Below are 14,191 nucleotides of genomic sequence, written 5' to 3' on the forward strand. Positions count from 1 at the left end.
GGGCGGCCGTGGCCCCATACCCATGTGCACTCACGTCCGCCGTACACATGAAGAAATGAATGGGTCTTCATGTGTTCCTGTATGGTCGGAGTATGACCTCCACGCTCACTCCGCCCCGGGCCGCCCCGGCCCCGACCGCGCCCGCGCCCCCGCGGCGCACCCGGTTGCTCGCGCTGCCCGAGGTGCGCTGGGCCGTCGCGGCCACCGTCTGCTTCCTGCTCGCGCTGCCACTGCAGCTGACCGGCGCACCGGCCTGGACCTGGGGGCCGCTGTACGCGGCGGCGTACGTCACCGGCGGGTGGGAGCCGGGTGGGGAGGGGCTCAAGGCGCTCCGTGAGAAGACCCTCGACGTCGATCTGCTGATGGTCGTCGCCGCGCTCGGCGCGGCCGCGATCGGGCAGGTCATGGACGGCGCCCTGCTGATCGTCATCTTCGCGACCTCGGGCGCACTGGAGGCCCTGGCCACGGCCCGGACCGCCGACTCGGTGCGCGGCCTGCTGGACCTGGCCCCGGCCACCGCGACCCGGATCGCGACGGACGGCACCGAACGGGCGGTACCCGTCGAGGAGTTGGCGGTCGGGGACACGATTCTCGTACGGCCGGGTGAGCGGGTCGGCGCCGACGGCCGCGTAATGGACGGGGCGAGCGAGGTCGACCAGGCCACCATCACCGGTGAACCGCTGCCCGTCCTGAAGGAGCCCGGCGACGAGGTGTTCGCGGGGACCGTCAACGGCACGGGCGCGCTGCGCGTCCGCGTCGAACGGGACGCCTCCGACTCGGTGTTGGCGCGCATCGTCCGCATGGTCGAGGAGGCGTCCGGGACCAAGGCGCCGACCCAGCTGTTCATCGAGAAGGTCGAACAGCGCTACTCGCTCGGCATGGTGGCGGCGACCCTCGCCGTCTTCCTGCTGCCGCTCGCCTTCGGCGCCGAGCTGACCGGGGCGCTGCTGCGGGCCATGACCTTCATGATCGTGGCCTCGCCGTGCGCGGTGGTCCTGGCCACCATGCCGCCCCTCCTGTCCGCGATCGCCAACGCCGGACGGCACGGCGTGCTGGTCAAGTCGGCGGTGGTGATGGAGCGGCTCGGCCAGGTGGACACCGTTGCGCTGGACAAGACCGGAACGCTGACCGAGGGCGTACCCAGGGTGAGGGACGTACGGCCGCTGCCCGGATCCGGCATGGGGGAACGCGAGCTGCTGGCACTCGCGGCCGCCGCCGAGCACCCCAGCGAGCATCCGCTGGCGCGGGCCGTCGTGGACGCGGCGCGCGAGCGGGAGCTGCCGCTGCCGCCCGCGCGGGACTTCGACTCGACACCCGGCGTGGGAGTGACGGCGACCGTCAAGGGGCGGTGGGTGACGGTCGGCGCCCCGGCCCGGCTCCTCAGCGGCGCGAGTGACGCCGCGGCGGCGCATGCGGCGGTCCACGCGGCCGGTCTGGAGGAGTCCGGCCGTACCGCCGTCCTCGTCGTGGCCGACGGCGTCCCCGTCGGACTCCTGGGCCTCGCCGACCGGTTGCGCCCGGACGCCGCCGCCACGGTCGCCTCGCTCACCCGCCTCACCGGAACCGCCCCGACCCTGCTGACCGGCGACAACCCGCGCGCGGCCGCACGCCTGGCCGCCGAGGTCGGTATCAGGGACGTCCGGGCGGGACTGCTGCCGCAGCACAAGGTGGGCGCGGTGACGGAACTGGAGCGCGCCGGAGGCAAGGTGCTGGTCGTCGGGGACGGCGTCAACGACGCCCCGGCCCTCGCGGCCGCCCACACCGGCATCGCCATGGGCCGCGCGGGATCCGACCTGGCACTGGAGACCGCGGACGCGGTCGTCGTCCGCGACGAACTAGCCACCGTGCCGGCGGTGATCGCCCTCTCCCGCCGGGCCCGCCGCCTGGTCGTGCAGAACCTGGTGATCGCCGGGGCCTTCATCGCGGGCCTCGTCGTCTGGGACCTCGCGGGCACCCTGCCACTGCCGCTCGGCGTCGCCGGCCACGAGGGCTCCACCGTCCTCGTCGGCCTCAACGGGCTGCGGCTGCTGGGGGAGCAGGCCTGGCGACGGGCGGTCGCCGAGGGCGGGTGACGTCAACCCGGGCGAACGACTGCTCGCGGACGGGAAGCCCGTCTTGGCGGTCCACCGAGCGGCAAGCTCTCCGGTAGATCCGCCGGACACGGCCTTCAGGCTCTCAGGGCTGCAGACGCGCCGCCGGCCCCGGCGTCACCGTGACCTCCCTCGGGGAGAGCTCCGTGTGCTCCTCGGGGCACTCGACGACGACCCGCACCGGGGCGCCGCAGTCGCGGTGCCGGACCTCCAGGACCGGGCCCTCGGGATCCCCGACGTAGGCCTCGCCCCACTGCCGCAGCGCCACGATGACCGGCCACAGATCGCGGCCCTTGGCGGTCAGCCGGTACTCGTACCGGGTCCGGCTGCCCCGCTCCTGATAGGGGACCGTCCGCAGGATCCCGGCGGCGACCAGCTTGCGCAGCCGGTCGGAGAGGACCGCCTCCGACAGCCCCACATGGCGACGGAAGTCGTCGAAGCGGCGCACCCCGTTGAAGGCGTCGCGCAGGAGCAGCAGCGACCACTTCTCACCGATCAGGTTGAGGCTGCGCTGGACCGGACAGTTCTCGGTGCTCATCTCGAGCCACTTCATACCGCCATCGTAGACACCTGGCTTCGACATTGACAGTCAGCGAAGCGCAGAGCTAACTTCGAGAAACATAGTCAGTGGGTCAGGGAGGAACCGCAGCCGCATGGAACGCTCTCGTACGTACGACTGGGACGACCCCGCGATCTCGGCGGGCGCCGTCGGGCAGGGCTCCGGCCTGCACTTCCTCCGTGAGATCCTCGCCGGCCGGCTGCCCGCGCCGCCGATCGCCGCCACCCTTGGCATGGCCATCGAAGAGGTCGACCACGGCCACGCCGTGTTCTCCCTGGAGCCCGGCGAGGAGCACTACAACCCCATCGGCAGCGTCCACGGCGGCATCTACGCCACCATGCTCGACTCGGCGGCCGGCTGCGCCGTCCAGTCGACCCTGCCGCCGGGCGTGGGCTACACCTCGCTCGACCTCACCGTGAAGTTCCTGCGCCCGATCACCGCCGACACGGGCAAGGTCCGCGCCGTCGGCAGCGTCCTGAACAGCGGCCGGCGCACCGCGCTCGCCGAGGCGCGGCTCCTCGACTCGGCGGACCGCCTGCTCGCACACGCCACGAGCAGCTGCATGCTCTTCCCGGTGCCGGGGGCCTGACGTTCCAACTCCCTTACCACTCAGCCCGGTTGCTGCCGGTCGTCGGTACCGGCCATCTGGCTACGGTCGCCACCGGCACGGCGGGCGCTGATCGCCCTCGGTGGCAACCACCCGACCCCCGCGCATCTCCACCCAGGACGAGGACGTGGTTGCCCGTACCATCGAATCCGCTGCCACGGCCCGCGTGGCGCTCGCGGGCACGAACTGGATCCCCGGGGAGGGGCTGTGATCGCCGTCGTAGGTGCCGGGCTGATGGGTGCGGCCACCGCCTGGCAGCTGGCCCGGCGCGGCCACGAGGTCACGCTGGTCGAGGCGTACGACATCGGCCACCGGTACGGCAGCTCGCACGGCAGCTCACGGATCATCCGGCGCGCTTACGCCGACCCCTTCTACGTACAGCTGACGGGGCGGGCGTACGAGCAGTGGCGGGAACTGGAGGACGACACCTCAACTCCCTTGCTGCGCACGACCGGTGGCCTCGACATGGGGGAGGAGCGCGACACGAAGGGGATCGCCGAGCTCCTGTCCGCGGCCGGAGTGCCCCATGAGCTCCTCGGCCCGGAGGAAGCCGCCGAGCGCTGGCCGTACATCCGCATCACGGGCCTGGTGCTCCACCACCCGGAGGCGGGCGTCGTCGACGCCGACCAGACCGTCGCGGCCTGCGTCCGGCGGGCGATCGAGCACGGCGCGGAGGCGATCACCGGCACCCGTGTCACGGGCATCGACATCCAGGGCGGCGAGCGGGTGCTCCTGCGCACCGACGACGGACGCGAGGTCCTCGCCGACACCGTGGTGATCGCCGCCGGTGCCTGGCTGCCGGAGCTCGAACTGCCCGTACCGCTGCCGCCCTTGGAGGTCACCCAGCAGCAGGTCTTCCACTTCCCGCAGCGGGATCCGGCCGTACAGTGGCCGACCCTGATCTGGGACGAGGAACTGCACCTCTACGGTCTGCCGTCGGGCAGCGACGGCGGTCCGCTGCCCACGGTCAAGGTCGCCGAACACGACCGCGGCACGCCCACCACCGCCCGCGCCCGCAGCGGTGTCGTCGATGCCTCGTCGCGGACGCGTGTCAGCGGCTTCGTCCGCGACCGTCTCCCGGGCCTCGATCCCGAACCGGTCGCCGAAGCCACCTGCCTCTACACCACCACCGCCGACGAGGACTTCATCCTCGACCGTCACGGCCCCTTCGTCATCGTCTCCCCGTGCTCCGGACACGGTGCGAAGTTCACCCCGCTCATCGGCGCGATGGCCGCCGACCTCGCGACCGGCCACGCCGAGCCGCACCCCCGCTTCCGGCTGGGGCGCACCGCATAAGACGCGCCGGTGACCGGCCGGGCCATCCCCGCCCGGTCGGCACGCGGTCTCGACGTGCAGGTCACCGCGCTGTTCCGCGGTATGGGCGACGAACGTTCCGGAGGGCGCCGGCCCGGCGCAGTCGCCGGGGTTCGCTCACTGAGCTGGATATGAGGTTGTCAGGGCGGACCACTAGGCTCCCGCGCATGAGCGACGAGGGCAGAGACACCCCCGCGAGACGGGTTGTCGACGGACGGTTCGAGCTGGTGGCACGGCTCGGTGGCGGCGGCATGGGCATGGTCTGGCGGGCCACCGACCTGATGCTGCACCGCAGTGTGGCCATCAAGGAGGTACGGCCGTCCGACCCGGGCCTCGCCGAGTACGACCCGGAGGCGGCACGGCTGCTGCGGGAGCGTGTGCTGCGGGAGGCCCGTGCCCTGGCCCGGGTCGACCATCCCAACGTGGTGACGATCCATCACATCGTCGACGGCGGCCCAGGGACCTACCCGTGGATCGTCATGGAGCTCGTTACCGGCGGCTCCCTGGCCGACCGCCTCGCCCGCGGCCCGATGGATCCGGTCGAGGCGGCACGCATCGGCCTCGAAGTGCTGGTCGCGCTGCGGGCCGCCCACGAGGCCGGCATCGAACACCGCGACGTGAAACCGGCCAACGTCCTGCTGCGCCCCGACGGCCGCCCGGTGCTCACCGACTTCGGCATCGCCGCCATCCGCGACACCACCGCCCTCACCGCCACCGGCTCGGTCATCGGCACCCCCGACTACATGGCACCCGAGCGGGTCTCCGGCAAGGACGGCGGCGCGGCCTCGGACCTCTGGTCGCTCGCGATGATGCTGTACGTCGCCGTCGAGGGACACCATCCGCTGCGCCGGGATACGACCCTTGCGACCCTCGCCGCGGTCCTCACCGAGGACATACCGCCGCCGGTCAGGGCCGGTGCCCTGACGGACGTCCTCGCCCGCGTCCTCGTCCGCGATCCCCAGGCCCGCCCCGACGCCCGGCAACTGGAACGGATGCTGGCCGACGCGGCCCGGCAGGCTCAGCCCGAGCCCCCCACATCCTTCCCCCTGCAACCCCCGGCCGTCCCCCCGTGGGGCACCTCGCCGCAGGACGCCCCACCGCAGTACGCGCCACCGACCACCCCGGTGTCCGCCGGTCGCCGCCGCTGGACTCTGCTCGTCCTGCCCACCGCCGCAGTCGCCCTCGCCGGCGTACTCGTGTGGACCCTGCTGCCGGATTCGGGTACACACGGGTCCGGGGCCTCGGGCTCCCACACCACGGGCTCCGGCCCCACGACATCGTCCTCGGCCGGCTCCGCCACCTCTCCCACGGCCGAGGAACAGACCACCACGACCAACCTGCTGACCCCGCAGGGCATCCGCACCGCCATCGCGGCCATCGAGAAGGAGACCGGCCGGTACCGGTTCGGCGACCTGACGGTCTACCCGCAGTACGTCTCGGCCGACGTGATGGTGAAGGGCAGCGACACCGCGTACGACTCGTACACCTACCGCCCCGGCCAAGGCGTACAGCAGGACATCATCAAGGGCACACTGACCGGCGAAGAAAGACCCGTCCGCCTGGACGGCTTCGACTGGGACAAGGTCCCCTCACTGCTGGCCCAGGCCAAGAAGAAACTCAAGGTACCCAAGGCGAACACCCGATACCTGGTGCTGGACCCCCCGGGCAACGCCTTCGACTTTCCCGTCGGGATGAGGATCTACCTCAGCAACGAGTACGGCCAGACCGGCTATCTGGTGGCGGACACGAAGGGCAAGATCAACAGCGTGATGCCGGCCGACAGCTGAACGGGAAGTCCCCCCTCCGCCCCCCCCACCCATTGCGACCGCGTCCGAGACGTCCGAGTCTGGGAACAATGCCGGGCTGGGCGGAGGAGGCGGCGATGGCGGAGGACAGCGGCACGGTGGGCGCCGAGCGGCAACGGCTGGCGGAGGCCGACGCGTCCCGTGCGGCCTGGCGCCGCTGGGGCCCCTACCTCGCCGAGCGCCAGTGGGGCACCGTCCGGGAGGACTACAGCCCCGACGGCGAGGCCTGGTCGTACTTCACCCACGACCAGGCGCGCTCCCGCGCCTACCGCTGGGGCGAGGACGGAATCGCCGGCATCAGCGACGACAAGCAGCGGCTGTGCTTCGCGCCCGCCCTGTGGAACGGCCGCGACCCGATCCTCAAGGAACGGATGTTCGGCCTGACCAACTCCGAGGGCAACCACGGCGAGGACGTCAAGGAGTACTACTTCCACCTCGACAGCACGCCCACCCACTCGTACATGAAGTACCTGTACAAGTACCCGCAGGGCGAGTTCCCCTACGCCGACCTCGTCGACACCAACAAGGCCCGCGGCCGTCGCGACTTCGAGTACGAACTGCTCGACACCGGCATCTTCGACGAGGACCGCTACTTCGACGTCTTCGTCGAGTACGCCAAGGCCGGACCGGAAGACCTGCTGATCGAGATCACCGCTCACAACCGCGGCCCCGACGAGGCCACCCTCCACCTCCTGCCGACGCTCTGGTTCCGGCACACCTGGTCCTGGGCGGGCGGCACGGCCGTCCCGAGCCTCACGAAGACGGCGGACGCCATCCGCGCCGACCACGACGAACTCGGCCCGCGATGGCTGTACTGCGACACCGACGCCCCCGCCCTGTTCACCGACAACGAGACCAACAACCAGCGCATCTTCGGCAGCCCGAACAGCACGCCCTACGTCAAGGACGGCATCGACCGCTGCGTCGTCCACGGCGAGACCGGTGCCGTCAATCCCGCGCAGACCGGCACCAAGGCTGCCTTCCACCACACCCTGACCGTCCCCGCCGGTGCCGGCGTGACCGTCCGGCTGCGGCTGTCCGACACCGAACTCGCCGATCCCTGGGCCGAGTTCACGCCGACCATGGACACCCGCCGGACCGAGGCCGACGCCTTCTACGAGGACGTCGTCCCCGACGGCATGGGCGAGGACGAGCGCCGGCTGGTGCGCCAGGCGCTCGCCGGGATGCTGTGGAGCAAGCAGTACTACTACCTCGACGTCGAGCGCTGGCTGGCCGAACACGGCGTCGACCCCCTCGCAGCCGACCCCGGCATCCGCAACAGCGCCTGGTACCACATGGTCAACGACGAGGTCATGTCGATGCCGGACACCTGGGAGTACCCCTGGTTCGCGGCCTGGGACCTCGCCTTCCACACCCTCGCCCTGTCCATGGTCGACATCGGCTTCGCCAAGGGGCAGCTGGAGCTCCTCCTGCGCCGCCTCTACCTGCACCCCAACGGTCAGATCCCGGCGTACGAATGGAACTTCGGCGACGTCAACCCGCCCGTGCACGCCTGGGCGGTCCTGTTCGTCTACGAACTCGAGAAGCACCGCACCGGCCACGCCGACCGCGCCTTCCTGGAGAACGCCTTCCAGAAGCTGACGAAGAACTTCACCTGGTGGCTCAACCGCAAGGACGTCGACGGCAACAACGTCTTCCAGGGCGGCTTCCTCGGCCTCGACAACATCGGCGTCTTCGACCGCAGCGCCCCCCTGCCCACCGGCGGCCACATCGACCAGGCCGACGGCACCGCCTGGATGGCGCTGTACTGCCAGAACCTCCTCGACATCGCCATCGAACTCGCCGTCGACAACCCCGTCTACGTCGAGCAGGCGCAGATGCTGTTCGAGCACTTCGCCTGGATCGCGGTCGCCATGAACCGCATCGGCAAGGACAACGCCAGCCTCTGGGACGAGGAGGACGGCTTCTTCTACGACGTGCTACGGCTGCCCGACGGCACCGCCACCCGGCTGAAGGTGCGGTCCCTGGTCGGCCTGATACCGCTGGCGGCGACCAGCGTCATCGGCGGCCGCGCCGACCGTACCTTCCCCGAACTGGTCGAGGGGGCAAAGGAGTTCATCAGGCGGCATCCGGCCGTCGAGGCCGTCGTCCAACAGCACGACCTGGGGACGGCCGACGAGAACGGCCGCTACCTCTTCGCCCTCTTCGGCGAGGACCGGCTGCGCCGCATCCTCGCCCGCATGCTCGACGAGGAGGAGTTCCTGGGCCCTCACGGCATCCGGTCCCTCTCCCGCTACCACGCCGAGCACCCGTACCACTTCGACGTCAACGGCCGGACGTACGGTGTCGGCTATCTGCCCGCCGAGTCCGACTCCGCCATGTTCGGCGGCAACTCCAACTGGCGCGGCCCGGTCTGGTTCCCGATGAACCTCCTTCTCATCCGCGCCCTGCTCAACCTGCACGGCTATCACGGCCCGGGCTTCACCGTGGAGTGCCCGACCGGCTCCGGACGCCGGCTGAACCTCTACGAGGTGGCCCGCGAGATCTCGAACCGGCTCACCGCCACCTTCCTGACCGGCGAGGACGGCCACCGGCCGGTCCACGGCGCGCAGCCCAAGTTCGCCAAGGACCCCCACTGGAAGGACCTGATCCTCTTCTACGAGTACTTCCACGGCGACAACGGCGCGGGCCTCGGAGCCTCTCACCAGACCGGCTGGACCGGACTGGTGGCCGCCACCGCGACCCTCTTCCACGCCATCAGCGCCGACGACTGGCACCGCGGCGGCCGGGAGTCCCTGCGCTCCGTGAGGGAACAGGACGAACGGGATGAACGGTTCGCCGGTTCGGGCGACGAGGAGCCCCTGTCATGACCGTCATCTACGAGATCAACACCCTCGTCTGGCTCGGCGAGTTGAGCGGGCGGTACGGGCGCCGCGTCACCCTCGGCGACGTCCCAGCCGAGATCTGGGACGAGGTCGCACGGCCCGGCATCGACACCATCTGGCTGATGGGCGTCTGGGAGCGCAGCCCTGCGGGACTCGCGATCGCCCTGCGCGACGAGTCCCTGCTCGCGTCGTTCCGCCAGGCGCTGCCCGACCTGACCGAGGCGGACATCGCCGGATCCGCGTACTGCGTACGCGACTACGTGGTCGACGCCTCACTCGGCGGGCCGGAAGGCCTGGCCGAGGCGCGCGCCCAACTGGCCGCCCGTGGTGTGCGGTTGATCCTCGACTACGTGCCCAACCATGTGGCCCCCGACCACCCCTGGCTCACCGACCACCCCGAGCGCCTCATCCAGGGCACCCGCGAGGACCTGGCCCGGTCACCCGAGGCCTTCCTCGACGTCGGCGGCCACATCTACGCCAACGGCCGCGACCCGTACTTCGCCCCCTGGCCGGACGTCGTCCAGCTCAACGCCTTCAGCGAGGACCTGCGCACGGCGGCCGTCGACACCCTCGTCTCCATCGGCGACCAGGCGGACGGCGTGCGCTGCGACATGGCGATGCTGATGATGAACGACGTCTTCGCCAAGACCTGGGGCGACCGCGCGGGCCCGCTGCCCGCGGACGACTTCTGGCCGTACGTCGTCCCGCGCGTCAGGGCGCACCACCCCGACCTGCTCTTCGTCGCCGAGGCGTACTGGGACCTCGAATGGGCCCTCCAGCAACAGGGCTTCGACCACTGCTACGACAAGCGGCTCTACGACCGCCTCCTCCACGAGGGCGCCGAGTCGACCCGCACCCACCTCCAGGCCGGCCTCAGCTACCAGCGCGGCCTGGTCCGCTTCCTGGAGAACCACGACGAGCCGCGGGCCGCCGCCACCATGCCGGGGGAGCAGGAGCGCGCCGCAGCCGTCACCATCGCCACGCTGCCCGGCGCGACGCTCTGGCACGAGGGCCAGTTCGAGGGCCGCAAGGTCCGCCCACCCGTCTTCCTGGCCCGCCGCCCGCAGGAACCGCCCGACGAGCAAATCCTCGCCTTCTACGACCACTTGCTCCCTGTCGCGGCCGCCGTACGGGAAGGCGAATGGCGCCTCCTCACCACCACCGGCTGGCCGGACAACGACACCCACCGCAACCTGCTCGCCTGGAGCTGGACCGGCCCCGGCACCCGCCACCTCGTGATCGTCAACTACTCCGCCACCCCGTCCCAGGGGCAAGTCCCCCTGCCCTGGCCCGACCTGGCCGGCCACCCCTGCCACCTGACCGACCTGCTCACAGGCCAGACCTACGACCGCGCCGGCGACCAACTGCTCACCCCGGGCCTGTTCGCCGACCTGCCGGCCTGGCACACCCACGTGCTGACCCTGACCTGACCGGCGGCCGTGGTAGACAGCGACCATGACCTACGCACGCACCGCCGGCGGTCCACGATGACCGCCGGCATCGACACCCCGGACGGCCGCGGCCGCACCGGCCTGGACCGCACCGGACTCGATCTGACCGGCAACCCCCGTGTGAAGGTGCGGGAGGTGAAACTGCTCTCCAGCCACTGGTACGTCGAGCGTGCCACCACCTTCGACTTCCGGCACGCCGACGGCACCTGGTCCACCCAGCAGCGCGAGACGCACGACCGCGGCAACGGCGCCACCATGCTGCTCTACGACACCGAACGCGAAACCGTGCTGCTCACACGGCAGTTCCGCTTCCCGGTGTACGTCAACGGGCACCCCGACGGCATGCTGGTCGAGACGCCGGGCGGACTCCTCGACGACGATGACGAGCACCCCGAACTCGCCGTCCGCCGCGAGGTGGTGGAGGAGACCGGACACACCATCGGCGAGGTCCAGCACGTCTTCGACGTCTATATGAGCCCGGGCTCGGTCACCGAACGCGTCAGCTTCTACGCCGCCGCCTACGGCCCCTCGACCCGCACCCACGAGGGCGGCGGCCTGGACGAGGAGGGCGAGGACATCGAGATCGTCGAACTGCCCTTCCGCCGGGCCCTGGAGATGATCCGCACCGGCGAGATCACCGACGCCAAGACGATCATGCTGTTGCAGTGGGCGGCGCTTGAGGGCCCGTTCAGCAAGTAGTGCACGCCGGGCCCCTTGACTTGAAGTGCGCTTCAGGCTGAAGACTCCCGTTCGTACCCGAAACCACGGGCACGGACGGGAGGACCCGGCATGAAGTACCGCACCATCGGAACGGACCCGCACGCCAGCCGCGAGGTGAGCGTGCTCGCGCTCGGCGCGATGCTGTTCGGCTCGCGCACGGACGAAAAGACGTCCTTCGCCCTGCTCGACCGGTACGTCGAGGCGGGCGGCAACTTCATCGACACCTCCGACAACTACGCGTTCTGGGTCGACGGCGGGCAGGGCGGCCAGAGCGAGGAACTCCTCGGCCGCTGGCGGCGCAGCCGCGGCATCGGCGACGAGATCTTCATCGCGACCAAGGTCGGCGCCCGCCCGCTGGCCCCCGGCACCAGCTACATCGACAACCCGGAGGGCCTGTCGGCGAAGGTGATCCGCGAGTCCGCCGAACGCAGCCGCGAACGCCTCGGCGTCGACAAGCTGGACCTGCTCTACGCCCACATCGACGACCCGGCCGTGCCCCAGCGGGAGACGGTCGAGGGCTTCGCGGAGCTGGTCGCCGAGGGCACCGTGGGGCTGCTCGGCGTCAGCAACCAGGCCGCCTGGCGGGTGGAGCGGGCCCGCGCGCTCGCCGCCGCGGCCGGACTGCCGGGCTACGAGGTCCTCCAGTACGCGCACAGCTATCTGCGCCCGCGCTCCGACGTACCCGACGACTTGTTCCCCTACGGCAGCCTCGGCCACGCGGGCCCCGACCTGCTGACGTATGTGCGGGCCGATCCCGCCCTGACCCTGGTGGCGTACTCACCCCTCCTGAAGGGCAGCTACACCCACCCCGACCGGCTGCCCTCGGACTACGACCACCCCGGCACCCCGGCCCGCCTCACCGTGCTGCGCGAGATCGCCCGCGAGACCGGCGCAACCGCCAACCAGGTCGTGCTCGCCTGGCAGTTGGGCGGCGACCTCCCGGTCATCCCGCTGGCCGGTGCCTCGACGCTCGCCCAGCTGGAGGAGAACCTGGCCGCGGTCGACCTGGAACTGACGGCGGAGCAGCGGGCCCGGCTGGACGCCGCACACTGAGGCCCCTCCCCGTCACTTGGGCGGCAGGCCCGCGGCGAAGCCGTACCCCTCGTCGATCCACTCGCCGAGTGTCTCGTCCTCGGCGAGAACCGAGGAGTCCACGACCACCCAGCCGCGCATCGGGCGGCCGGTCATGTCGAACAGGCGGGCACCCGGCCGGGCCAGCGCGGCGTCCGTCCCGTCGGGGCCGACGCGGACCATCAGGTCGTCGCCGGTCACCCCGACGGCCATGTTGCCGTGCAGCAGGAAGGCGATGCCGCCGAACATGTGCTTCTCGGCGACGCCGGGATCGGCGCCCAGGTGCTGCCGGATCCGTTCGGCGAGTCCTTCGTCGTACGCCATCAGCGGCCTCGATCCGTGCGGTGGGTGAGTCGGCGTTCGAGGTCGCGGAGGTCCTTGCGAAGGGAGGAGCGGACCTGGCGGGCCAGGAGCGGTGCAGCAAGCCGGTAGAAGCCGTCGGAGCCGCCCTGGACCCGGATGCGGGCCAGGGTGCCGGCCGGGTCCGGCTCGAAGGAGTACGTCACGTGCATGGGCATCGGGCCCGCCACCGACACCATGTCCAGCAGTCGGGGGAAGTCGTGCGCGGTCACGCGCAGGACGTAGTCGATGCGGCGGCCGAGGAAGAACGCCGTCCGGGTGACCTCGGCGCCGACGCCGAAGCCGCCCCCGTCCGCCTCCCGCGTCAGCTCAGCAGTACGAATGCCCTGCGTCCACTCGGCGTCGTGGCGCCAGTCCATGGCGTATTCCGCCACCCGCTCGGGCGACAGCGGGATCACACGTGTCACGGTCACGTCGATCGTCACCTTCCCAGGATCCCCGCGCCGGGCGGCGGGCGCGCGTCGTACGTCGCCCCGATATGACGGGTCTCTTACGCCGCCGCGCCAGAGCAGGACAAATCGCCGCCGCGGCGAGAGGCTGCTGCTGAGCCGCGGCTCGACCCGCCCGGCGATCCCGCCTTTAGGAGTACGCCCATGACCGCATCGCCCGCGACCGACGACGCGTACCGCTTCGAGGACCTCACCGCCCTGTTCATCAACTGCACCCTCAAGCCCTCGCCCCAGCTCAGCCACACCCAGGGGCTGATCGACAAAAGTGCGTCGATCATGATGTCGCGCGGGGTCACCACCTCCGAGATCCGCGCCGTCGACCACGACATCGCCCCCGGCGTCTACCCCGACATGACCGAGCACGGCTTCACCACGGACGACTGGCCTGCGCTGTACGAGCAGGTGATGGCGGCGGACATCCTGGTCATCGCCGGACCGATCTGGCTCGGCGACAACAGCTCGGTCACCAAGCAGGTGATCGAGCGGCTCTACAGCTGTTCCTCGCTGCTCAACTCCGCCGGACAGTACGCCTATTACGGCAGGGTCGGCGGCTGTCTGATCACCGGCAACGAGGACGGCGTGAAGCACTGCGCGATGAACGTCCTCTACAGCCTTCAGCACCTGGGCTACACCATCCCGCCGCAGGCCGACGCCGGCTGGATCGGCGCCGCGGGGCCCGGACCGTCGTATCTGGACCCCGGATCGGGCGGCCCGGAGAACGACTTCACCAACCGCAACACCACGTTCATGACCTGGAACCTGATGCACCTGGCCGCCATGCTCAAGCGCGCCAAGGGCATCCCCGCCCACGGCAACCAGCGCTCCGAGTGGGACGCCGGCTGCCGCTTCGACGCGGAGAACCCCGAGCATCGCTGAAATCCCTACCATCGACTCCAGCCGCGTCACTGGGAACCCGGGA

At 71.0% G+C, this 14,191-nt stretch carries 12 protein-coding genes; 9 read left to right on the plus strand and 3 right to left on the minus strand.

Annotated elements, in window-relative coordinates; genetic code table 11:
• Positions 1 to 92: 92 nt before the first annotated feature.
• Positions 93 to 2,072, plus strand: coding sequence for a heavy metal translocating P-type ATPase (locus ABT254_RS14960; protein WP_351468831.1), 1,980 nt, complete (start codon positions 93 to 95; stop codon positions 2,070 to 2,072).
• Between the two features lie 103 nt (positions 2,073 to 2,175).
• On the opposite strand, the gene ABT254_RS14965 is transcribed toward ABT254_RS14960, so the two are convergent.
• Positions 2,176 to 2,643 carry a winged helix-turn-helix transcriptional regulator gene (locus ABT254_RS14965; protein ID WP_351468834.1) on the minus strand — a complete coding sequence of 156 codons (468 nt, stop codon included), beginning with the start codon at positions 2,641 to 2,643 and terminating at the stop codon, positions 2,176 to 2,178.
• Between the two features lie 100 nt (positions 2,644 to 2,743).
• On the opposite strand from ABT254_RS14965, the gene ABT254_RS14970 reads away from it, so the two are divergent.
• From ABT254_RS14970 to ABT254_RS15000, 7 genes are all read left to right on the plus strand, one after another.
• Entirely contained in the window at positions 2,744 to 3,238 is a 495-nt protein-coding gene (locus ABT254_RS14970) for a PaaI family thioesterase (RefSeq protein ID WP_351468837.1), read from the plus strand.
• A 225-nt stretch (positions 3,239 to 3,463) separates the two neighbouring features.
• A complete protein-coding gene (solA, locus tag ABT254_RS14975; protein ID WP_351468840.1) occupies positions 3,464 to 4,552 on the plus strand; it encodes an N-methyl-L-tryptophan oxidase in 1,089 nt (362 codons plus the stop codon).
• 185 nt (positions 4,553 to 4,737) lie between these two features.
• Positions 4,738 to 6,357, plus strand: coding sequence for a serine/threonine-protein kinase (locus ABT254_RS14980; RefSeq protein WP_351468843.1), 1,620 nt, complete (start codon positions 4,738 to 4,740; stop codon positions 6,355 to 6,357).
• A 95-nt stretch (positions 6,358 to 6,452) separates the two neighbouring features.
• Positions 6,453 to 9,206 carry an MGH1-like glycoside hydrolase domain-containing protein gene (locus tag ABT254_RS14985; protein WP_351468846.1) on the plus strand — a complete coding sequence of 918 codons (2,754 nt, stop codon included), beginning with the start codon at positions 6,453 to 6,455 and terminating at the stop codon, positions 9,204 to 9,206.
• Positions 9,203 to 10,651, plus strand: a complete 1,449-nt coding sequence (locus ABT254_RS14990; protein WP_351468849.1) for an alpha-amylase family protein — start codon at positions 9,203 to 9,205, stop codon at positions 10,649 to 10,651. The genes ABT254_RS14985 and ABT254_RS14990 overlap by 4 nt, the downstream gene beginning before the upstream one ends.
• A 57-nt stretch (positions 10,652 to 10,708) precedes the next feature.
• Positions 10,709 to 11,371 carry an NUDIX domain-containing protein gene (locus ABT254_RS14995; RefSeq protein WP_351468852.1) on the plus strand — a complete coding sequence of 221 codons (663 nt, stop codon included), beginning with the start codon at positions 10,709 to 10,711 and terminating at the stop codon, positions 11,369 to 11,371.
• 90 nt (positions 11,372 to 11,461) lie between these two features.
• On the plus strand, positions 11,462 to 12,445 hold the full coding sequence (locus ABT254_RS15000) for an aldo/keto reductase (RefSeq protein ID WP_351468855.1): 984 nt from the start codon (positions 11,462 to 11,464) through the stop codon (positions 12,443 to 12,445).
• A gap of 12 nt (positions 12,446 to 12,457) precedes the next feature.
• Here ABT254_RS15000 and ABT254_RS15005 read toward each other — a convergent pair whose 3' ends face one another.
• Entirely contained in the window at positions 12,458 to 12,787 is a 330-nt protein-coding gene (locus tag ABT254_RS15005; protein WP_351468858.1) for a TfoX/Sxy family protein, read from the minus strand.
• The gene (locus ABT254_RS15010) at positions 12,787 to 13,248 is read right to left on the minus strand and encodes an SRPBCC family protein (protein ID WP_351468861.1); all 462 of its coding nucleotides are present in this window, start codon (positions 13,246 to 13,248) and stop codon (positions 12,787 to 12,789) included. The genes ABT254_RS15005 and ABT254_RS15010 overlap by 1 nt, the downstream gene beginning before the upstream one ends.
• 168 nt (positions 13,249 to 13,416) lie before the next feature.
• On the opposite strand from ABT254_RS15010, the gene ABT254_RS15015 reads away from it, so the two are divergent.
• Positions 13,417 to 14,148 (plus strand): flavodoxin family protein, encoded by a 732-nt coding sequence (locus ABT254_RS15015; RefSeq protein WP_351468864.1) that lies wholly within the window; start codon positions 13,417 to 13,419, stop codon positions 14,146 to 14,148.
• The last annotated feature ends 43 nt before the right edge of the window (positions 14,149 to 14,191 follow it).

The sequence above is a fragment of the Streptomyces sp. NPDC001137 genome (assembly GCF_040298885.1).
GTDB lineage: Bacteria > Actinomycetota > Actinomycetes > Streptomycetales > Streptomycetaceae > Streptomyces.

What these genes read in the sequence shown, in the direction of transcription:
- ABT254_RS14980 (WP_351468843.1), top strand. Translation starts at nt 4,738, where the DNA reads ATGAGCGACGAGGGCAGAGACACCCCCGCGAGACGGGTTGTCGACGGA.
- ABT254_RS14965 (WP_351468834.1), bottom strand. Translation starts at nt 2,643, where the DNA reads ATGAAGTGGCTCGAGATGAGCACCGAGAACTGTCCGGTCCAGCGCAGC.
- ABT254_RS15005 (WP_351468858.1), bottom strand. Translation starts at nt 12,787, where the DNA reads ATGGCGTACGACGAAGGACTCGCCGAACGGATCCGGCAGCACCTGGGC.
- ABT254_RS14970 (WP_351468837.1), top strand. Translation starts at nt 2,744, where the DNA reads ATGGAACGCTCTCGTACGTACGACTGGGACGACCCCGCGATCTCGGCG.
- ABT254_RS14960 (WP_351468831.1), top strand. Translation starts at nt 93, where the DNA reads ATGACCTCCACGCTCACTCCGCCCCGGGCCGCCCCGGCCCCGACCGCG.
- ABT254_RS14990 (WP_351468849.1), top strand. Translation starts at nt 9,203, where the DNA reads ATGACCGTCATCTACGAGATCAACACCCTCGTCTGGCTCGGCGAGTTG.
- ABT254_RS14985 (WP_351468846.1), top strand. Translation starts at nt 6,453, where the DNA reads ATGGCGGAGGACAGCGGCACGGTGGGCGCCGAGCGGCAACGGCTGGCG.
- ABT254_RS15015 (WP_351468864.1), top strand. Translation starts at nt 13,417, where the DNA reads ATGACCGCATCGCCCGCGACCGACGACGCGTACCGCTTCGAGGACCTC.
- ABT254_RS15000 (WP_351468855.1), top strand. Translation starts at nt 11,462, where the DNA reads ATGAAGTACCGCACCATCGGAACGGACCCGCACGCCAGCCGCGAGGTG.
- ABT254_RS14995 (WP_351468852.1), top strand. Translation starts at nt 10,709, where the DNA reads ATGACCGCCGGCATCGACACCCCGGACGGCCGCGGCCGCACCGGCCTG.